The 14,879-nt window shown below is 62.7% G+C and carries 15 protein-coding genes; 7 read left to right on the forward strand and 8 right to left on the reverse strand.

What is annotated here, in order from left to right; all coding sequences use genetic code 11:
* Positions 1 to 24: 24 nt before the first annotated feature.
* Positions 25 to 1,014 (reverse strand): response regulator, encoded by a 990-nt coding sequence (locus F3I16_RS19470; RefSeq protein WP_160495187.1) that lies wholly within the window; start codon positions 1,012 to 1,014, stop codon positions 25 to 27.
* A gap of 186 nt (positions 1,015 to 1,200) precedes the next feature.
* Here F3I16_RS19470 and F3I16_RS19475 point away from each other — a divergent pair, with 186 nt between their 5' ends.
* From F3I16_RS19475 to ycaC, 3 genes are all read left to right on the forward strand, one after another.
* On the forward strand, positions 1,201 to 2,109 hold the full coding sequence (locus tag F3I16_RS19475; RefSeq protein WP_160495188.1) for a LysR family transcriptional regulator: 909 nt from the start codon (positions 1,201 to 1,203) through the stop codon (positions 2,107 to 2,109).
* Between the two features lie 311 nt (positions 2,110 to 2,420).
* The gene (locus F3I16_RS19480; protein WP_256670240.1) at positions 2,421 to 3,986 is read left to right on the forward strand and encodes an MFS transporter; all 1,566 of its coding nucleotides are present in this window, start codon (positions 2,421 to 2,423) and stop codon (positions 3,984 to 3,986) included.
* A gap of 33 nt (positions 3,987 to 4,019) precedes the next feature.
* Entirely contained in the window at positions 4,020 to 4,640 is a 621-nt protein-coding gene (gene ycaC / locus F3I16_RS19485) for an isochorismate family cysteine hydrolase YcaC (protein WP_160495189.1), read from the forward strand.
* A gap of 45 nt (positions 4,641 to 4,685) precedes the next feature.
* On the opposite strand, the gene F3I16_RS19490 is transcribed toward ycaC, so the two are convergent.
* The 7 genes from F3I16_RS19490 to F3I16_RS19520 form a co-directional block, all read right to left on the reverse strand.
* The gene (locus F3I16_RS19490; RefSeq protein ID WP_160495190.1) at positions 4,686 to 5,150 is read right to left on the reverse strand and encodes a helix-turn-helix domain-containing protein; all 465 of its coding nucleotides are present in this window, start codon (positions 5,148 to 5,150) and stop codon (positions 4,686 to 4,688) included.
* Between the two features lie 228 nt (positions 5,151 to 5,378).
* Positions 5,379 to 6,329: a GlxA family transcriptional regulator gene (locus tag F3I16_RS19495; protein ID WP_160495191.1), complete on the reverse strand. Its 951-nt coding sequence runs from the start codon at positions 6,327 to 6,329 to the stop codon at positions 5,379 to 5,381.
* Between the two features lie 122 nt (positions 6,330 to 6,451).
* The gene (locus tag F3I16_RS19500; protein WP_160495192.1) at positions 6,452 to 8,404 is read right to left on the reverse strand and encodes an amidohydrolase; all 1,953 of its coding nucleotides are present in this window, start codon (positions 8,402 to 8,404) and stop codon (positions 6,452 to 6,454) included.
* 14 nt (positions 8,405 to 8,418) lie between these two features.
* Positions 8,419 to 8,982 (reverse strand): antibiotic biosynthesis monooxygenase, encoded by a 564-nt coding sequence (locus tag F3I16_RS19505; protein WP_178116695.1) that lies wholly within the window; start codon positions 8,980 to 8,982, stop codon positions 8,419 to 8,421.
* A gap of 28 nt (positions 8,983 to 9,010) precedes the next feature.
* Positions 9,011 to 10,027 (reverse strand): alpha/beta hydrolase, encoded by a 1,017-nt coding sequence (locus tag F3I16_RS19510; protein ID WP_160495193.1) that lies wholly within the window; start codon positions 10,025 to 10,027, stop codon positions 9,011 to 9,013.
* Positions 10,028 to 10,041: 14 nt separating this feature from the next.
* Entirely contained in the window at positions 10,042 to 10,470 is a 429-nt protein-coding gene (locus tag F3I16_RS19515; protein WP_160495194.1) for an organic hydroperoxide resistance protein, read from the reverse strand.
* Positions 10,471 to 10,527: 57 nt separating this feature from the next.
* Positions 10,528 to 11,181 (reverse strand): hydrolase, encoded by a 654-nt coding sequence (locus tag F3I16_RS19520; RefSeq protein WP_160495195.1) that lies wholly within the window; start codon positions 11,179 to 11,181, stop codon positions 10,528 to 10,530.
* Between the two features lie 559 nt (positions 11,182 to 11,740).
* Between F3I16_RS19520 and thrS the strand changes: the two genes are divergently transcribed.
* The 4 genes from thrS to rplT are packed head-to-tail and all read left to right on the forward strand — an operon-like array spanning position 11,741 to position 14,851.
* Positions 11,741 to 13,663 (forward strand): threonine--tRNA ligase, encoded by a 1,923-nt coding sequence (thrS, locus tag F3I16_RS19525; RefSeq protein WP_160495196.1) that lies wholly within the window; start codon positions 11,741 to 11,743, stop codon positions 13,661 to 13,663.
* Positions 13,663 to 14,214 carry a translation initiation factor IF-3 gene (infC, locus tag F3I16_RS19530; protein WP_173211658.1) on the forward strand — a complete coding sequence of 184 codons (552 nt, stop codon included), beginning with the start codon at positions 13,663 to 13,665 and terminating at the stop codon, positions 14,212 to 14,214. Before thrS ends, infC begins: the two co-directional genes overlap by 1 nt.
* Before the next feature lie 60 nt (positions 14,215 to 14,274).
* A complete protein-coding gene (gene rpmI / locus F3I16_RS19535; RefSeq protein ID WP_042552869.1) occupies positions 14,275 to 14,469 on the forward strand; it encodes a 50S ribosomal protein L35 in 195 nt (64 codons plus the stop codon).
* A 25-nt stretch (positions 14,470 to 14,494) separates the two neighbouring features.
* Positions 14,495 to 14,851 (forward strand): 50S ribosomal protein L20, encoded by a 357-nt coding sequence (rplT, locus tag F3I16_RS19540; RefSeq protein ID WP_160080018.1) that lies wholly within the window; start codon positions 14,495 to 14,497, stop codon positions 14,849 to 14,851.
* Positions 14,852 to 14,879 lie beyond the last annotated feature (28 nt).

Genomic DNA, 14,879 nt, shown 5'->3' on the forward strand with positions numbered 1-14,879 from the left:
TGGGCGAAAGGGTAGCTTGAGCGTTCAAGCCGGCTGAGCTTGCTGGTGGATGTCCGGGAGCATGCCCAGAGTTCGTCCCACCAACAGCAGGTCTACCAGCGTACGGGTGCCGAGTTTTGTCATTACGTGCTTTTTGTGCACCTTGACCGTCACTTCCTGCAGGCCCAGCTCGCTGGCGATCTCCTTGCTCAGTTTGCCGCGCAACAGGCGTTCGAAGATCTGCTGCTCACGCTCCGTCAATTCGGCATAACGCGCGTGCAGGCAGGTGCGCAGGGCGCATTCGGCGTGGCGCGCCTGGGCCAGTTCCATGGCCCCGCGAATGGCTACAAACAGTTGCTGCTCGTTGACCGGCTTGGTCAGGAAGCCTTCGGCGCCGGCCTTCATTGCACGCACCGACATATCGATGGTGCCGAAACCGGTCAGGAACAGGATTGGGAAGGGCGCCTGGCGGCGCGCGAGTTCGTCCTGCAGGTCGAAGCCGCTGCCCTCGTTCAGTCTGACGTCCAGCAGCAGGCAGCCCGGTTTGCCGAAGTCGCAACTGGCGAGGAAGGCGGTGGCGGACTCGTAGCTCAGTGCGGCGATACCGGCCGAGCGCAGCTGGCGCACCAGGGCGGCGCGCACCGCAGGTTCGTCATCCACTACATGCACAGTGGCCAGCAGCTTCCAGTGGTTGCAGTCAGGCTCGATACGCGCTTGTACGATGTCGAGCAATGCCTGGTCTGTGCTGTGCTGCAGGTTGAGGCGATAGCCGCGTCTGGGGATGGTTTCCAGCATGCTGCGGTCAAGCTCCAGCGCCTTGCGCAGCGCCGAGATATGTACCTGCAGGTTGTTCTCCTCGACGACCGTGTCCGGCCAGATCGCAGCGAACAGTTCGTCTTTGGTTACCAGGCGATTGGGTGAGGCCAGCAGCACCTGCAGAATGTCGAATGCACGACTTCCGAGGCGAACCGGAGTGCCTTGTCTGAAGGCCTCGCGTCGCTCCAGCGAGACCCATGCATCGCCCAGCCGAATCATGCCGTTACTCGTTATTTTCCAAAGGTTTACAGTGCCACTTCGGGGCCGCGTTTTTCTACCCTAGTGGATAAGAATTACTCTCTCAAGCGCGACATGCGGATAGCGTAAATACGCACAAATGTTCATGGCGGCGGATTGCTTGCGTGCTGAAATCACAGGTGTGACCGCATATTCGGATGAGGGTTAATGAACAGAAACGACCTCCGCCGTCTCGACATGAACCTGCTGGTGGTCTTCGAGGCCCTGATGATCGAGCGCAACCTGACCCGGGTGGGCGAGAAGCTGTTCATCACCCAGTCCACCGTGAGTGCGGCACTGGCGCGCCTGCGTGATCTGTTCGATGACCCGCTGCTGATCCGCAACGGCCGGCAGATGGAACCGACCCTGCGTGCCACGCATATCTTCGCCGAGCTGCGCCCGGCCATGGATGTGATCTCCGCCGCGGTCAGTCGCGCCAAGGCCTTCGAGCCGGCGAGCAGTACCAGCGTATTTCGCCTGGGGCTTTCCGATGATGCCGAGTTCGGCCTGTTTCCCGCGCTGCTCAATACCTTGCAACAGGAGGCGCCGAATACCGTGGTGGTAGTGCGGCGGGCCAATTACCTGCTGATGCCGGCCTTGCTCGCATCCGGCGAGGTATCGGTCGGCGTCAGCTACACCACCGATCTGCCGGCCAACGCCAAGCGCAAGAAACTGCGCGATATCGGCGTCAAGGTACTGCGCGGCGATCAGCGTCCCGGGTCGCTGAGCCTGGACGAATACTGTGCGCGCCCGCATGTGATGGTGTCGTTCTCCGGCGATCTGTCCGGCAATATCGACATCGACCTGGCCCGCATCGGCCGCTGTCGCAAGGTGGTACTGGCGGTTCCGCAGTTTGGCAGCCTGCGCGCGCTGCTGCGCAACACCGAGATGATCGCCACGGTGCCGGATTATGCCGCCTGCATCCTGGCGGACGATGGCTGCCTGCGTGCGGAAGAGGCGCCTTTCAGCATTGCCCCCGCCGAGCTGTCGATGGTCTGGGGTGGTGCCTACGACAGCGACCCCGCTGAGTCCTGGCTGCGCGAGCGCATCCAGCAGTGCATGGCGATTGTCTGCTGAGCCCGGCGCCGCGGCTCGCCGGCCATGCCGGCTGGCCCGCACAAATGAGCACATCCGTGCAATTTGCCCTGCGCTGATCCGGCGATAGTGCTGCTCTTGTCGTCTTTCTTGGCATGCCTGCCACGCCGTCGCGGCTGCAGGCCGAGAGTCGCCTGCGCGTCCGCCCCGATATGGTGCTGCGGATTCTTGCCGCCGGGTGCAGTGCGTGCCGGCATGGTCGTGCCAGGCCGTCGTGGAGCAGCTATGACTATGAGTGACTTTTTCCAGCTGATTGAGCGCTGAGCATGGGCAGTGTGCAGAAGAGTGCGGCTATGTCGCCCTGGCAACCTTTGCGGGTGCGGGTCTTCCGCTGGCTCTGGCTGGCCAGCATCGTCTCCAATATCGGCACCTGGATGCATGAGGTGGGCGCCGGCTGGCTGATGACCTCGCTGTCTGCCAGCCCGTTGGCCGTGGCCCTGGTGCAGGTCGCCGGGGCGCTGCCGATCTTCCTGCTGGCCCTGCCGGCCGGCGCCCTGGCCGATATCGTCGACAAGCGCCGCTACCTGTTGCTGGTGCAGCTGTGGATGGCCTGTACGGCGCTGCTGCTGGCACTCCTGAGCCTGGGCGGGTACATGTCGGTAACCTTGCTGCTGGTGCTGACCTTCGCCATGGGCATCGGCACGGCCCTGATGATGCCGGCTTGGTCGGCGCTGGCTCCGGAAATGGTCGAGCGTGCTGAGCTGCCGGCAGCAGTGGCGCTGTCGAGCCTGGGCATCAACGTGGCCCGGGCGATCGGCCCGGCGCTGGCCGGGATTCTGGTGAGCATCAGCGGGCCCTGGCTGACCTTTGCCCTCAACGCGGTCTCCTTCCTGGCGGTAATCATTGCCTTGCTGTTCTGGCGGCGCACGCCGCAGGAGTCGGTGCTACCGGCGGAGCGCCTGTTCGGTGCGCTGCGCGCCGGGGTGCGCTATACGCGCAGCGCGCGGCCGCTGCAGGCAGTGCTGGTGCGCACGGCAGCATTCTTTCTGGGCGCATCGGCCGGCATGGCCCTGCTGCCGGCACTGGTGCGCCAGGATTTGGGTGGCACCGCCCTGCATTACGGGGTACTACTCGGTTGCGTCGGCTTGGGGGCGATCCTCGGCGCCATGCTGTTGCCACGGCTGCGGGCGCGCTACAGCAGCGACACGCTGATGGTGGTCGCCAGCCTGGCCTATGCCGCCACTCTGCTGGGGCTGGCCTGGCTGCGCGCCTTCGCCTGGCTGGCGCCGCTGATGCTGCTCAGTGGTGCGGCCTGGCTGGCGGTGCTGTCCAGCCTGCAGTTGGCCGCGCAGACCGCCGTACCGGCCTGGGTGCGGGCGCGGGCCCTGTCGGTGTACATCCTGGTGTTCTTCGGCAGTTCGGCGGTGGGCGGCGTCCTCTGGGGCGCCGTGGCTAGTCACCTGTCGCTGAGCGCGGCGTTCAGCGGCGGCGCTTTATTGCTGGTGCTGGGCATTGCCATGCGCTGGCCCTTTCCCCTGCCGGCGACCCATGCCGATGACCTGATGCCTGCTCTGCACTGGCCGACGCCGCAGCTCGACGAGACGCTGGATCGCGAGCGCGGCCCGCTGCTGGTTACCGTCGAGTACCGGATTGCCGCTGAGCATGCCGCGGCATTCCGCGAGGCGATGCAGGTGGTCTGCCGGATGCGCAAGCGCAATGGCGCGTTTTCCTGGGGCCTGATGCAGGACAGCGAAGACCCCTGCACCTGGCTGGAGTTCTTCTTCGAGGAATCCTGGCTCGAACATCTGCGTCACCACGGCCGGGTCACCCGTGCCGAGCAGCGCATCGAGGCCAGCGTACGCCGCTACCAGGATCCGCAGGTGCCGATCCGTATTCGCCACCTGCTGTCGAGTATCTGATCCGTACTACCACCGAGAAAAGGAGTGTCTGCAATGCCTACCTACAACCGCCTGAACAAAGACGATGCCGTTGTCCTGCTGGTCGATCACCAGTCCGGTCTGATTTCCCTGGTCCAGGACTTCACCCCTAGCGACTTCAAGAACAACGTTCTGGCGCTGGCTGCCGTGGCCAAGTTCTTCAACCTGCCGACCATTCTCACCACCAGCTTCGAGCAGGGGCCGAACGGTCCGCTGGTGCCGGAGCTCAAGGAGATGTTTGCCGATGCGCCTTACATCGCCCGCCCGGGGCAGATCAATGCCTGGGATAACGAGGACTTCGTCGCCGCGATCAAGAAGACCGGGCGCAAGCAGCTGATCATCGCGGGGGTGGTGACCGACGTGTGCGTGGCCTTCCCGACGCTGTCGGCACTTGCCGAAGGCTTCGAGGTGTTTGTCGTCACCGATGCTTCCGGCACGTTCGACAAGACCGTGCAACAGGCCGCCTGGGCGCGGATGAATGCGGCGGGCGCGCAGCTGATGAACTGGTTCAGTGTGGCCTGTGAGCTGCATCGCGACTGGCGCAACGACATCGAGGGGTTGGGCAGCCTGCTGTCCAACCATATCCCCAACTACCGTAACCTGATGACCAGCTACTTCACTCTGATCGGCAAGTAATGCTGCCGGCGAACGTAGGTGGCTTTACCGCCACCTGCGCGCGCCTCATGCACGTTGCTCACCCGGCAGCCCCAGGCGCCAGAGGCTGGGGGGCAGGCCTACCAGGCGGGTGAAGACTCGCGAGAAGTGCGCCTGATCGGCGAAGCCGCAGTCCTGGGCGATGGCGGTGATCGTACGCTCGCTCTGCAGCAATCGTTGAGCGTGGATGATGCGTTGCTGGGTCAGCCACTGGTGTGGCGACATGCCGAAGCTGCCATGAAAGGCGCGCGAGAAGTGGCTGCGCGACAGGCTGCATTCGCGCGCCAGATGAGTCATGGTCAGGCTGAAGCCTAGGTTGGCCGCGATCAGGGCCTTGGCGCGCCGCTCCTGCCAGGGGGCGAGGCGTACCAGCGCCTGGCCGGTATCGGTTGGCTTCTCAGAACAAGTGCTGGTCGTCCAGCACTCGAGCAGCTCCTGCTCATCAGTGAATCCATAGTCTGCCTGGCGCTGCGTCGAGTCGTAGCTGCCCATTCGCTCTTCTCCCTGATGCTGAGACTGCGCTACGGGACTTCTTATCTGTTACCTGGCAGGTAATCCTCGGCTCGGCCCGTTTTCTGGGGCGTGGCGCAACAGGGTCAACCTGCCGAACAGTCGGCTTGGCGACTCCGCAGCATGGGCAGAATCATCGCGTCGTTGCGCCTGGTCGCATACATATCGATGGGGGTGTGGACGGCCAATCAGGGGCCGGCAACGGACATCTCAGCCGAACTGGTGGCGGTACTGTGCCGGGGTCAGGCCGAGGCGTTCGCTGAACAGCACACGCATGCAGCGCTCGCTGCGAAAGCCGCTGCGGTAGGCCACGGTTTTCAGGGGCAGGTTGGTGGTTTCCAGCAGCCCGCGAGCGCGATCGACCCGTGCGCTGTGGACGAAGTCCATGGGTGTCATGCCGACATCCTTGGCGAAGGTGCGCGCAAAGTGGCGCAGGCTCATGCCAGCCACGCTGGCCAGGCTCTCCACGCAGAGATCCTGTTCGAGGTTGTCGAGTACATGCTGCTGGGCGCGGGCGATCGGCGAGTCTTCCTTGGCCACTTCGGCCAGCAACGGGCTGAACTGGGATTGGCCGCCCTGGCGCTTCATGGCCACCAGCAGGACTTTGGCCACGGCCACTGCGACCTTCTTGCCATGGTCGGCGGCGAGTATGCCCAGGGCCATGTCGATTCCAGCGGTGATGCCGCCCGAGGTAAGCAGTTCGCCATCCTGGATGTAGATCTGATCGGTGCTGACCAGCGCCGCAGGAAAGCGCTGCGCCAGGCGTTCGGTGTAGTTCCAGTGGGTGGTTACCTGGCGTCCGTCGAGCAGGCCAAGTTCGCCGAGGATGAAGGCACCGGTGCAGATCGAGCCATAGCGGCAGGATGCCTGGATTGCCTGGCGCAGCCAGGGTTGCAGTTCTTCGTGCTTGTCGTTGTAGGCGCCTGGGCCGCCGGGGATCAGCAGCAGATCGAATGTGCTTGGCGCATCCTCCAGTACATGGTCGGCCAGCAGGCGCAGACCGTTGGATGCGCGCACGTTGTGTTCGGCCGAGCTGATGGTGCAGAGGCGGTAGTGATCTTCGGGTGCGAGGTAGCGGTTGGCGATGGAGAACACTTCAGCCGGCCCAGCCACGTCCAGCATCAGCACATCGGGAAACACAAGGATGGCTACGGTCTTCATGATTGACGGCTGACTCGCTGCGCTCTAGCTAGCGAGCAAGAATAGCAACTCTTATTCAGGCTGTGGGCCACCAGTTAGAGCCTGCGCGCCAGGTTTTACCGGGCACGCAGGCTCGCTTCACATCAGAAGGCGAAACAGGAGCAGCCGAAGGCCCCCCAGAAGCCCTGAAAGTCACTGACGGGCACGTTGGCATGGCGTACCCGGTCATGGCTGTGGGCATGTACCGCACAGGCGCCCACGCACTGGTGCACCTGTGCCACCAGTGGCGAAGTCGGCCGCCAGTGCCCGGGCACCTTGGCCACCGGCGACCAGTCCGGCAACACCGGTGCCGGCGGCGGCGCCAGCTTGTCGAACTCGCCGGCGCCATACACCACCTTGCCGTCGACCACGGTAAGCACCGACTCGATCCACTTGATCGCATCGATCTCGACGCTGAAGAAGTCCGCCGACAGGGCGATCAGGTCCGCCAGTTGGCCGACCTTGATCTGGCCCTTCTTGCCCTGTTCGCTGGAGAACCAGGCGCTGCCATGGGTGAACAGCTCCAGTGCGGTGGCGCGCGGCAGGCCTTGTGGATAAAGCTCCAGACCGCCGACGGTACGTCCGCTGACCATCCAGTAGAGTGAGGTCCAGGGGTTGTAACTGGATACCCGGGTGGCATCGGTGCCGGCACCGACCGGCACGCCTTCGGCCAGCATGCGCTGGATCGGCGGGGTCTTCTCGGCAGCTTGCTTGCCATAGCGGTCGACGAAGTACTCGCCCTGGAAGGCCATGCGATCCTGGATGGCGATGCCGCCGCCGAGGGCGCGCACGCGCTCGATGTTCTTCGGGCTGATGGTCTCGGCATGGTCGAAGAACCACGGCAGGCCGTTGAACGGAATGTCGCGGTTGACCTTCTCGAACACGTCGAGCATGCGTGAGATGGATTCGTCGTAGGTGGCGTGCAGGCGGAACGGCCAGCGCTGCTCGACCAGATGTCGTACCACTGGCTCCAGGTCGCTTTCCATGTTCGGCGCCAGGTCCGGGCGCGGCTCGAGGAAGTCCTCGAAATCGGCGGCGGAAAACACCAGCATCTCGCCGGCGCCGTTGTGGCGGAAGAAGTCGTTGCCCTGGCCGTACTGCACTGAGCCGGTCCAGCGCTTGAAGTCGTCCAGTTCTTCCTTGGGCTTCTGGGTGAACAGGTTGTAGGCGATGCGGATGGTCAACTGGTCGTCCTTGGCCAACTGCTCGATCACCTGGTAGTCGTCGGGATAGTTCTGGTAGCCACCACCGGCGTCGATGGCGCTGGTCACGCCCAGGCGGTTGAGCTCGCGCATGAACTGGCGGGTCGAATTGACCTGGTACTCCAGCGGCAGCTTCGGCCCCTTGCTCAGGGTCGAGTAGAGAATCATCGCGTTGGGTCGTGCCACCAGCATGCCGGTGGGCTCGCCATTGCTGTCGCGGACGATCTCGCCACCCGGCGGGTTGGGCGTGTTGCGGTCATAGCCGACCACGCGCAACGCGGCGCGGTTGAGCAGTGCGCGGTCGTACAGGTGGAGGACAAACACCGGGGTGTCCGGCGCCGCCTTGTTCAGCTCGTCGAGGGTCGGCAGGCGCTTTTCGGCGAACTGGAATTCGTTCCAGCCGCCGACCACCCGTACCCACTGGGGCGTGGGCGTGCGCTCGGCCTGTTCCTTGAGCATGCGTAGGGCATCGGCCAGCGACGGCACGCCCTCCCAGCGCAGTTCCAGGTTGTAGTTGAGACCACCGCGGATCAGGTGCAGGTGCGAGTCGTTGAGGCCCGGCACCACGGTACGCCGCTGCAGGTCGATGACCTGGGTGGCGCTGCCGCGCAGGGCCATGACCTCGGCATCGCTGCCGACGGCGAGGAAGCGACCATCGAGGATGGCCACTGCGCTGGCACTGGGTTGCTCGCGATCGACCGTGTGGATGCGGCCGTTGTGCAGAATCAGATCGGGATACATGGAAGCTCCTTTGGCATCGCCTGCGAAAATCGGCAGGGCCGGCCACAGCGCACCAGCGGCGCCGATAACGGATGAGGCGGCGAGGAAGCGCCGCCGGCTGTTGTTGGTTGGCATGGATAACCTCCGTATCAGGGGGCGTTGAGCCAGCGGGCCAGCCAGCGAGTCACGTGCGGCATGCACAGGTAGACCACCAGCAGGACGATGGTCAGGGTGATCAGCGCATTACTGGCCAGGTGGCCGCCCAGCCAGGGCAACCGGGCGAAGACCGGCTGCCACAGCCACGGCACCAGCAGGCTCAGCGGCAGAATCACCAGGAAGGTGACGCAGGCCTGCTTCCAGCGCGGTGGTTGGCCTGTATCACCCGCTGGGGTGAACCAGAACTCGCGCGTCTGGCTCACCTCCTGGGCATCGCCGCTGGCCAGCAACGGGCTGACTTCTTCAATCAGCTGTTGCCGATCCGTAGAACTCAGCCAGACCTGTAGCTGGCTGGTACTGGCGAAGCGCAGCACGCTGGTGAACAGCGGCAGGCCGCCGTCCTGGCTGCGGATCACGTCGATCCCCAGATGGCCCGGATAGCCCTGGGCGACCCGGACGATGCGCCGCAACCAGTGTTCGTAACGCTCGGCTTGATCGGGGCGAACATGGTGACGGATCAGCAGGGTGATCACTTCGTCGGGGGCTTGCAGTGCCATCGGGCGCTCCTCGTCTGGCTGTGCCGTGCTACTTCTGCAGGTGCTTGTTCAGCTCGAGGCCGGCCTGGCGCATTGCCGCATGGACCGCAGGCACGTGTGCCAGCGGGTTGAGCAGGCCGTAGTCGTGGATCATGCCGTTGTAGCGCACCGCCGTGACGGTGACTCCGGCAGCGCCGAGCTTACGGGCGTAGGCCTCGCCCTCATCGCGCAACACGTCCATCTCGGCGGTCTGCACCAGGGCCGGCGGCAGGCCCTTGAGCTGCTCCGGCGAGGCCAGCAGCGGCGAGGCATAGATCTCCGTGCGCTGCTTGGCGTCGGTGGTGTAGCTGTCCCAGAACCACTTCATCATGTTACGGGTGAGGAAATGCCCGTCGGCGAACTGGTTGTACGAGGCGTTCTCGAAGTGCGCGTCGGTGACCGGCCACAGCAGCAGCTGGAAGCGCAGCTTGGGCGTGCCTTTGTCCTTGGCCATCAGGGCCACCACGGCTGCCATGTTGCCGCCCACGCTGTTGCCGGCCACGGCCAGGCGCGAAGCGTCTACCTTGAGTTCCTTGCCGTGCTCGGCCACCCACTGGGTCGCGGCATAGGCCTGGTTGATCGCGGTCGGGTACTTGGCTTCTGGCGACGGTGTGTAGTCGACGTAGACAGCCACGGCGCCGGAGTTCACCACCAAGTCGCGGATCAGGCGGGCATGGGTCGGATAGTCGCCCAGCACCCAGCCGCCACCGTGGAAGAACATGAACACCGGCAGTTCACCCTTGACGCCCTCGGGGCGCACGATGGTGAGCTTGAGCGACTGGCCGTCGACCTTGATGGTCTTGTCTTCGACCGTGGTTCCGGAGAGGTCGACCTTGACCGAGGCCTGGGCGCCGACCAGTACAGCGCGGGCGTCTTGCGGGCTTAGGGCCTCCAGCGGCTTGCCGCCACCGGCTTCGAGGGCGCTGAGGAAGGCCTGGGTGTTGGCTTCGATACCGGGGCTGCCGGCGGCCAGGGCCTGGCCGGCGGCCAGGGTGAGCAGTGCACTTAGCAAGGCGAAACGAGACATGGCGGGTAGCTCCTTCAGTCGACCAGGGTCAGGGTCACGTCGATGTTGTTGCGCGTGGCGTTGGAGTAGGGGCAGACGATGTGGGCGCGCTCAATCAGCGTCTGCGCCGCATCCCGGGGCAGCCCCGGCAGGCTGATACGCAGCTCCACCTCGATGGCGAAGCCGGTAGGCACGGCACCGATGCCGACCACACCTTCGATGGAGGGCTCGCTCGCTATGGCGAGCTTGTCGCGGGCGGCGACGAACTTCATGGCGCCAAGGAAGCACGCCGAGTAGCCGGCGGCGAACAACTGTTCGGGGTTGCTGCCGTCACCGCCGGCGCCGCCCAGTTCCTTGGGCGTGGTGAGGGCGACGTCGAGCACGCCGTCGGAGGACACGGCGCGGCCGTCACGACCGCCGTAGGCCTCGGCATAGGCGCGGTAAAGCACTTTTTCGATGGACATCAGGGTTCTCCCGATAAGGCGCCGGCGCCGCCGTGGCGGCTGGCCGGCGCGGCGTGATCAATGGCCTTCGGAGGCGTTGAACATGCTCTTGGCGTAGATCAGGCCGAGGCCATAGGCGCCGCCATGTTCGATGGAGGTTTTCACGGTCTGCTCGTAGGTCTCGCCACGGGCCCAGTCGCGTTGCAGCTCCAGTAGGTACTGCAGCGAAGTCATGGGCCGCGCGCCGAGCTGGATCATGCGCTGCATGGCCATCTCATGGGCCTCGTCGGACACGTCGCCACAGGCGTCGGCGATCACGTAGACCTCGAAACCCTGGTCCAGGGCGGAGAGCGCCGGGCCGACGATGCACACCGAGGTCCACAGGCCGGCGAGGACGATCTTGTTCTTGCCGAACTTGTTGACCTCCACGGCGATGCGCGGGTCTTCCCAGGTGTTCATGGTGGTGCGGTCGATCACCTGGTGATCCGGGAATACCGACTTGATCTCGTCGAAGATCGGCCCGGAGAAACTCTTTTCGGCAACGGTGGTGAGGATGGTGGATACGCCGAACTCGCAGGCGGACTTGGATACCAGCGCGGCGTTGTTGCGCAGGGTGACGGCATCGATCGACTTGGTGGCGAAAGACATCTGCGACTGGTGGTCGATCATGATCAGGGTGTGATCGAGCGGGTTCAGCAGGGTCTTGCCGGGGGCTGCAGATGCAGTTGCCATGGTATTGCTCCTAACGGGGATGAATGGACTCCCAGCTTCGGCTTTGGCCAGGCTGCTGACTTGAAGGGGCGTGCTGTAGTTGAACGGATGTGCGCTTTTGTTGGTATGGGGCTTCTGACCTTTCTTCATAAGGCAGCAAACGGAGCTTGAACTTGCAGCTGGAATAGCCGCTAAACATTTGTCTCCTTGATCGTCTGTACGGACTCGCCAGGCTGAGCTGTTCGTACTGAAATGCAACGCTAAATCATCGAAATTTCATGGTAGACTTCGCCCTCCATGATAAAAAATTTGTATTGTTTATCCTTATTTATCAGTTAGTTAGGCATACCTCACGCACTCCTGAAAGGGCGGGGCGTCGGTGTGCTTGCTTTTAATTGGTTGCTTGTCAGCGCTCCGGCTTTCTGAAAACATCCGCTTTTTACTTCCAGTGACTCTGGTCCGTTCTGGTTTGCCCGCAAGGCTCCTGTCACTGTTAGGCAGGTATACCGCCGGATCGCTTCCTGGCTCATCCCAACCCACGTGACCTTTGGTAGGGGTCACCACTAGGAGAGGAGGCGCCATGCCCATCATTACTCTTCCCGACGGCAGTCAGCGTTCGTTCGATCACCCCGTTTCCGTGCTTGAGGTCGCCCAGTCCATTGGTGCAGGCCTGGCCAAGGCCACCCTGGCCGGCAAGGTCAATGGCAAGCAGGTGGATGCCTGTGATGTGATCGACAGCGATGCAACCCTGCAAATCATCACGCCCAAAGACGAAGAGGGGCTGGAGATCATCCGCCACTCCTGTGCGCACCTGGTCGGCCATGCGGTCAAGCAGTTGTACCCGGAGGCCAAGATGGTGATCGGGCCGGTCATTGAAGAAGGCTTCTATTACGACATTGCCATCGGTCGGCCTTTTACGCCGGAAGACATGGCGGTGATCGAGAAGCGCATGGCCGAGCTGATCGACAAAGACTACGACGTCATCAAGAAGATGACCCCGCGCGCCGAAGTCATCGAGCTGTTCCAGGCGCGTGGCGAGGAATACAAGCTGCGCCTGATCGAGGACATGCCGGACGAGCAGGCCATGGGCCTGTACTTCCACGAAGAATACGTCGACATGTGCCGCGGCCCGCACGTGCCGAACACGCGCTTCCTCAAGTCCTTCAAGCTGACCAAGATTTCCGGCGCCTACTGGCGCGGCGACTCGAAGAACGAGCAGCTGCAGCGCGTGTACGGCACCGCCTGGGCGGACAAGAAGCAGCTGGCGGCCTACATCCAGCGCATCGAGGAAGCCGAGAAGCGCGACCACCGCCGCATCGGCAAGCAGCTGGACCTGTTCCACCTGCAGGAAGAGGCGCCGGGCATGGTGTTCTGGCACCCGAATGGCTGGACCCTGTACCAGGTGCTGGAGCAGTACATGCGCCAGGTGCAGCGCGAGCACGGCTACGTCGAGGTGCGCACGCCGCAGGTGGTCGATCGCATCCTCTGGGAGCGTTCGGGGCATTGGTCCAACTACGCCGAGAACATGTTCACCACCAACTCGGAAAACCGCGACTATGCAGTTAAGCCGATGAACTGCCCATGCCACGTACAGATCTTCAACCAGGGCCTGAAGTCCTATCGCGACCTGCCGCTGCGTCTGGCCGAGTTCGGTGCCTGCCACCGCAACGAGCCGTCCGGCGCGCTGCACGGCATCATGCGTGTGCGTGGCTTCACTCAGGACGACGCGCACATCTTCTGCACCGAGGATCAGGTGAAGAAGGAGGCGGCCGACTTCATCAAGCTGACTCTGCAGGTCTATGCCGACTTCGGTTTCTCCGATATCGCGATGAAACTGTCGACTCGCCCGGCCAAGCGCGTAGGTTCCGACGAGCTGTGGGATCGCGCCGAAACGGCCCTGGCCGATGCGCTGAACGAGTCCGGCCTGGCATGGGAATACCAGCCGGGCGAGGGTGCCTTCTACGGTCCAAAGATCGAGTTCACCCTCAAGGATTGCCTCGGTCGTAACTGGCAGTGCGGTACCCTGCAGTACGATCCGAACCTTCCGGAGCGCCTGGATGCCAGCTATATCGCCGAAGATAACAACCGTAAGCGCCCGGTGATGCTGCATCGCGCGATCCTCGGTTCCTTCGAGCGCTTCGTCGGCATGCTGATCGAGCATTATGCCGGCGCCTTCCCGGCCTGGCTGGCGCCGACCCAGGCAGTGGTGATGAATATCACCGACAAGCAGGCCGATTTTGCCCTCGAAGTCGAAAAAACGCTCAATCAAAGCGGATTTCGTGCCAAGTCCGACTTGAGAAACGAGAAGATCGGCTTTAAAATCCGCGAGCATACTTTGCTCAAGGTTCCCTATCTCCTGGTTATTGGAGACCGGGAGGTTGAGACACGATCCGTTGCTGTGCGCACCCGCGAAGGCGTCGATCTGGGCTCTATGCCCCTCGAGCAGTTCGCCGATCAGCTCAAGCAAGCGGTTTCCCGGCGTGGTCGCCAAGATTCGGAGTAATCATTATTAAGCGTGAAATGAGACAAGATAAACGAGCTGCACCTAAAGCACCGATCAACGAGAATATCTCGGCCCGCGAGGTTCGGTTAATTGGTGCTGATGGCGAGCAGATTGGCATCGTCTCGATTGATGAAGCGTTGCGAGTGGCTGATGAGGCCAAGCTCGATCTGGTTGAAATTTCTGCCGACGCGGTTCCGCCGGTTTGCCGAGTGATGGACTACGGCAAGTCGATCTTCGAGAAGAAGAAGCAGGTTGCCGCGGCGAAGAAAAACCAGAAGCAGATTCAGGTTAAAGAAATCAAGTTTCGTCCAGGGACGGAAGAAGGGGATTACCAGGTAAAACTACGCAACCTGGTACGTTTCCTTAGTGATGGGGATAAGGCCAAGGTATCGCTTCGATTCCGCGGCCGAGAGATGGCCCACCAGGAGCTGGGCATGGAGCTGTTGAAGCGGGTTGAAAATGACCTGCTTGAATACGGCGCCGTTGAGCAGCATCCAAAGATGGAAGGACGCCAACTGATCATGGTCATCGCCCCCAAAAAGAAGAAGTAACCACCAGGGCACGGCAGGCCTTGCGGTTATGTTTATCAACTGAATGCGGAGTATCCGAACATGCCAAAGATGAAAACTAAGAGTGGTGCAGCCAAGCGTTTTCTCAAAACCGCTACTGGCTTCAAGCACAAGCACGCTTTCAAGAGTCACATCCTGACCAAGATGTCCACTAAGCGTAAGCGTCACCTGCGCGGTAGCACCATGGTGCATCCGTCCGACGTTGCAAAAGTGGCGCGCATGCTGCGCGTTCGTTAATCGGTCAAGATAGAGGAAATTACTCATGGCTCGTGTTAAGCGTGGCGTTATCGCTCGTGCTCGTCACAAAAAAATTCTGAAACTCGCTAAAGGCTACTACGGCGCTCGTTCGCGCGTGTTCCGTGTTGCCAAGCAGGCTGTGATCAAGGCAGGCCAATACGCCTACCGCGACCGCCGTCAGCGGAAGCGTCAGTTCCGCGCTCTGTGGATCGCTCGTATCAACGCCGGTGCTCGTGTTAACGGTCTGTCCTACAGCCGTTTCATCGCTGGCCTGAAAAAAGCGTCCATCGAGATCGACCGCAAGGTTCTGGCCGATCTGGCAGTGAACGAAAAAGCGGCGTTTGCTGCGATTGTCGAGAAAGCTAAGGCCGTTCTGGCTTAAGTCCCCGACAATCACCGGGCTCGCCCGG

It is taken from the genome of Pseudomonas sp. L-22-4S-12 (assembly GCF_009799935.1).
In the GTDB taxonomy this organism is placed as follows: Bacteria; Pseudomonadota; Gammaproteobacteria; order Pseudomonadales; family Pseudomonadaceae; genus Aquipseudomonas.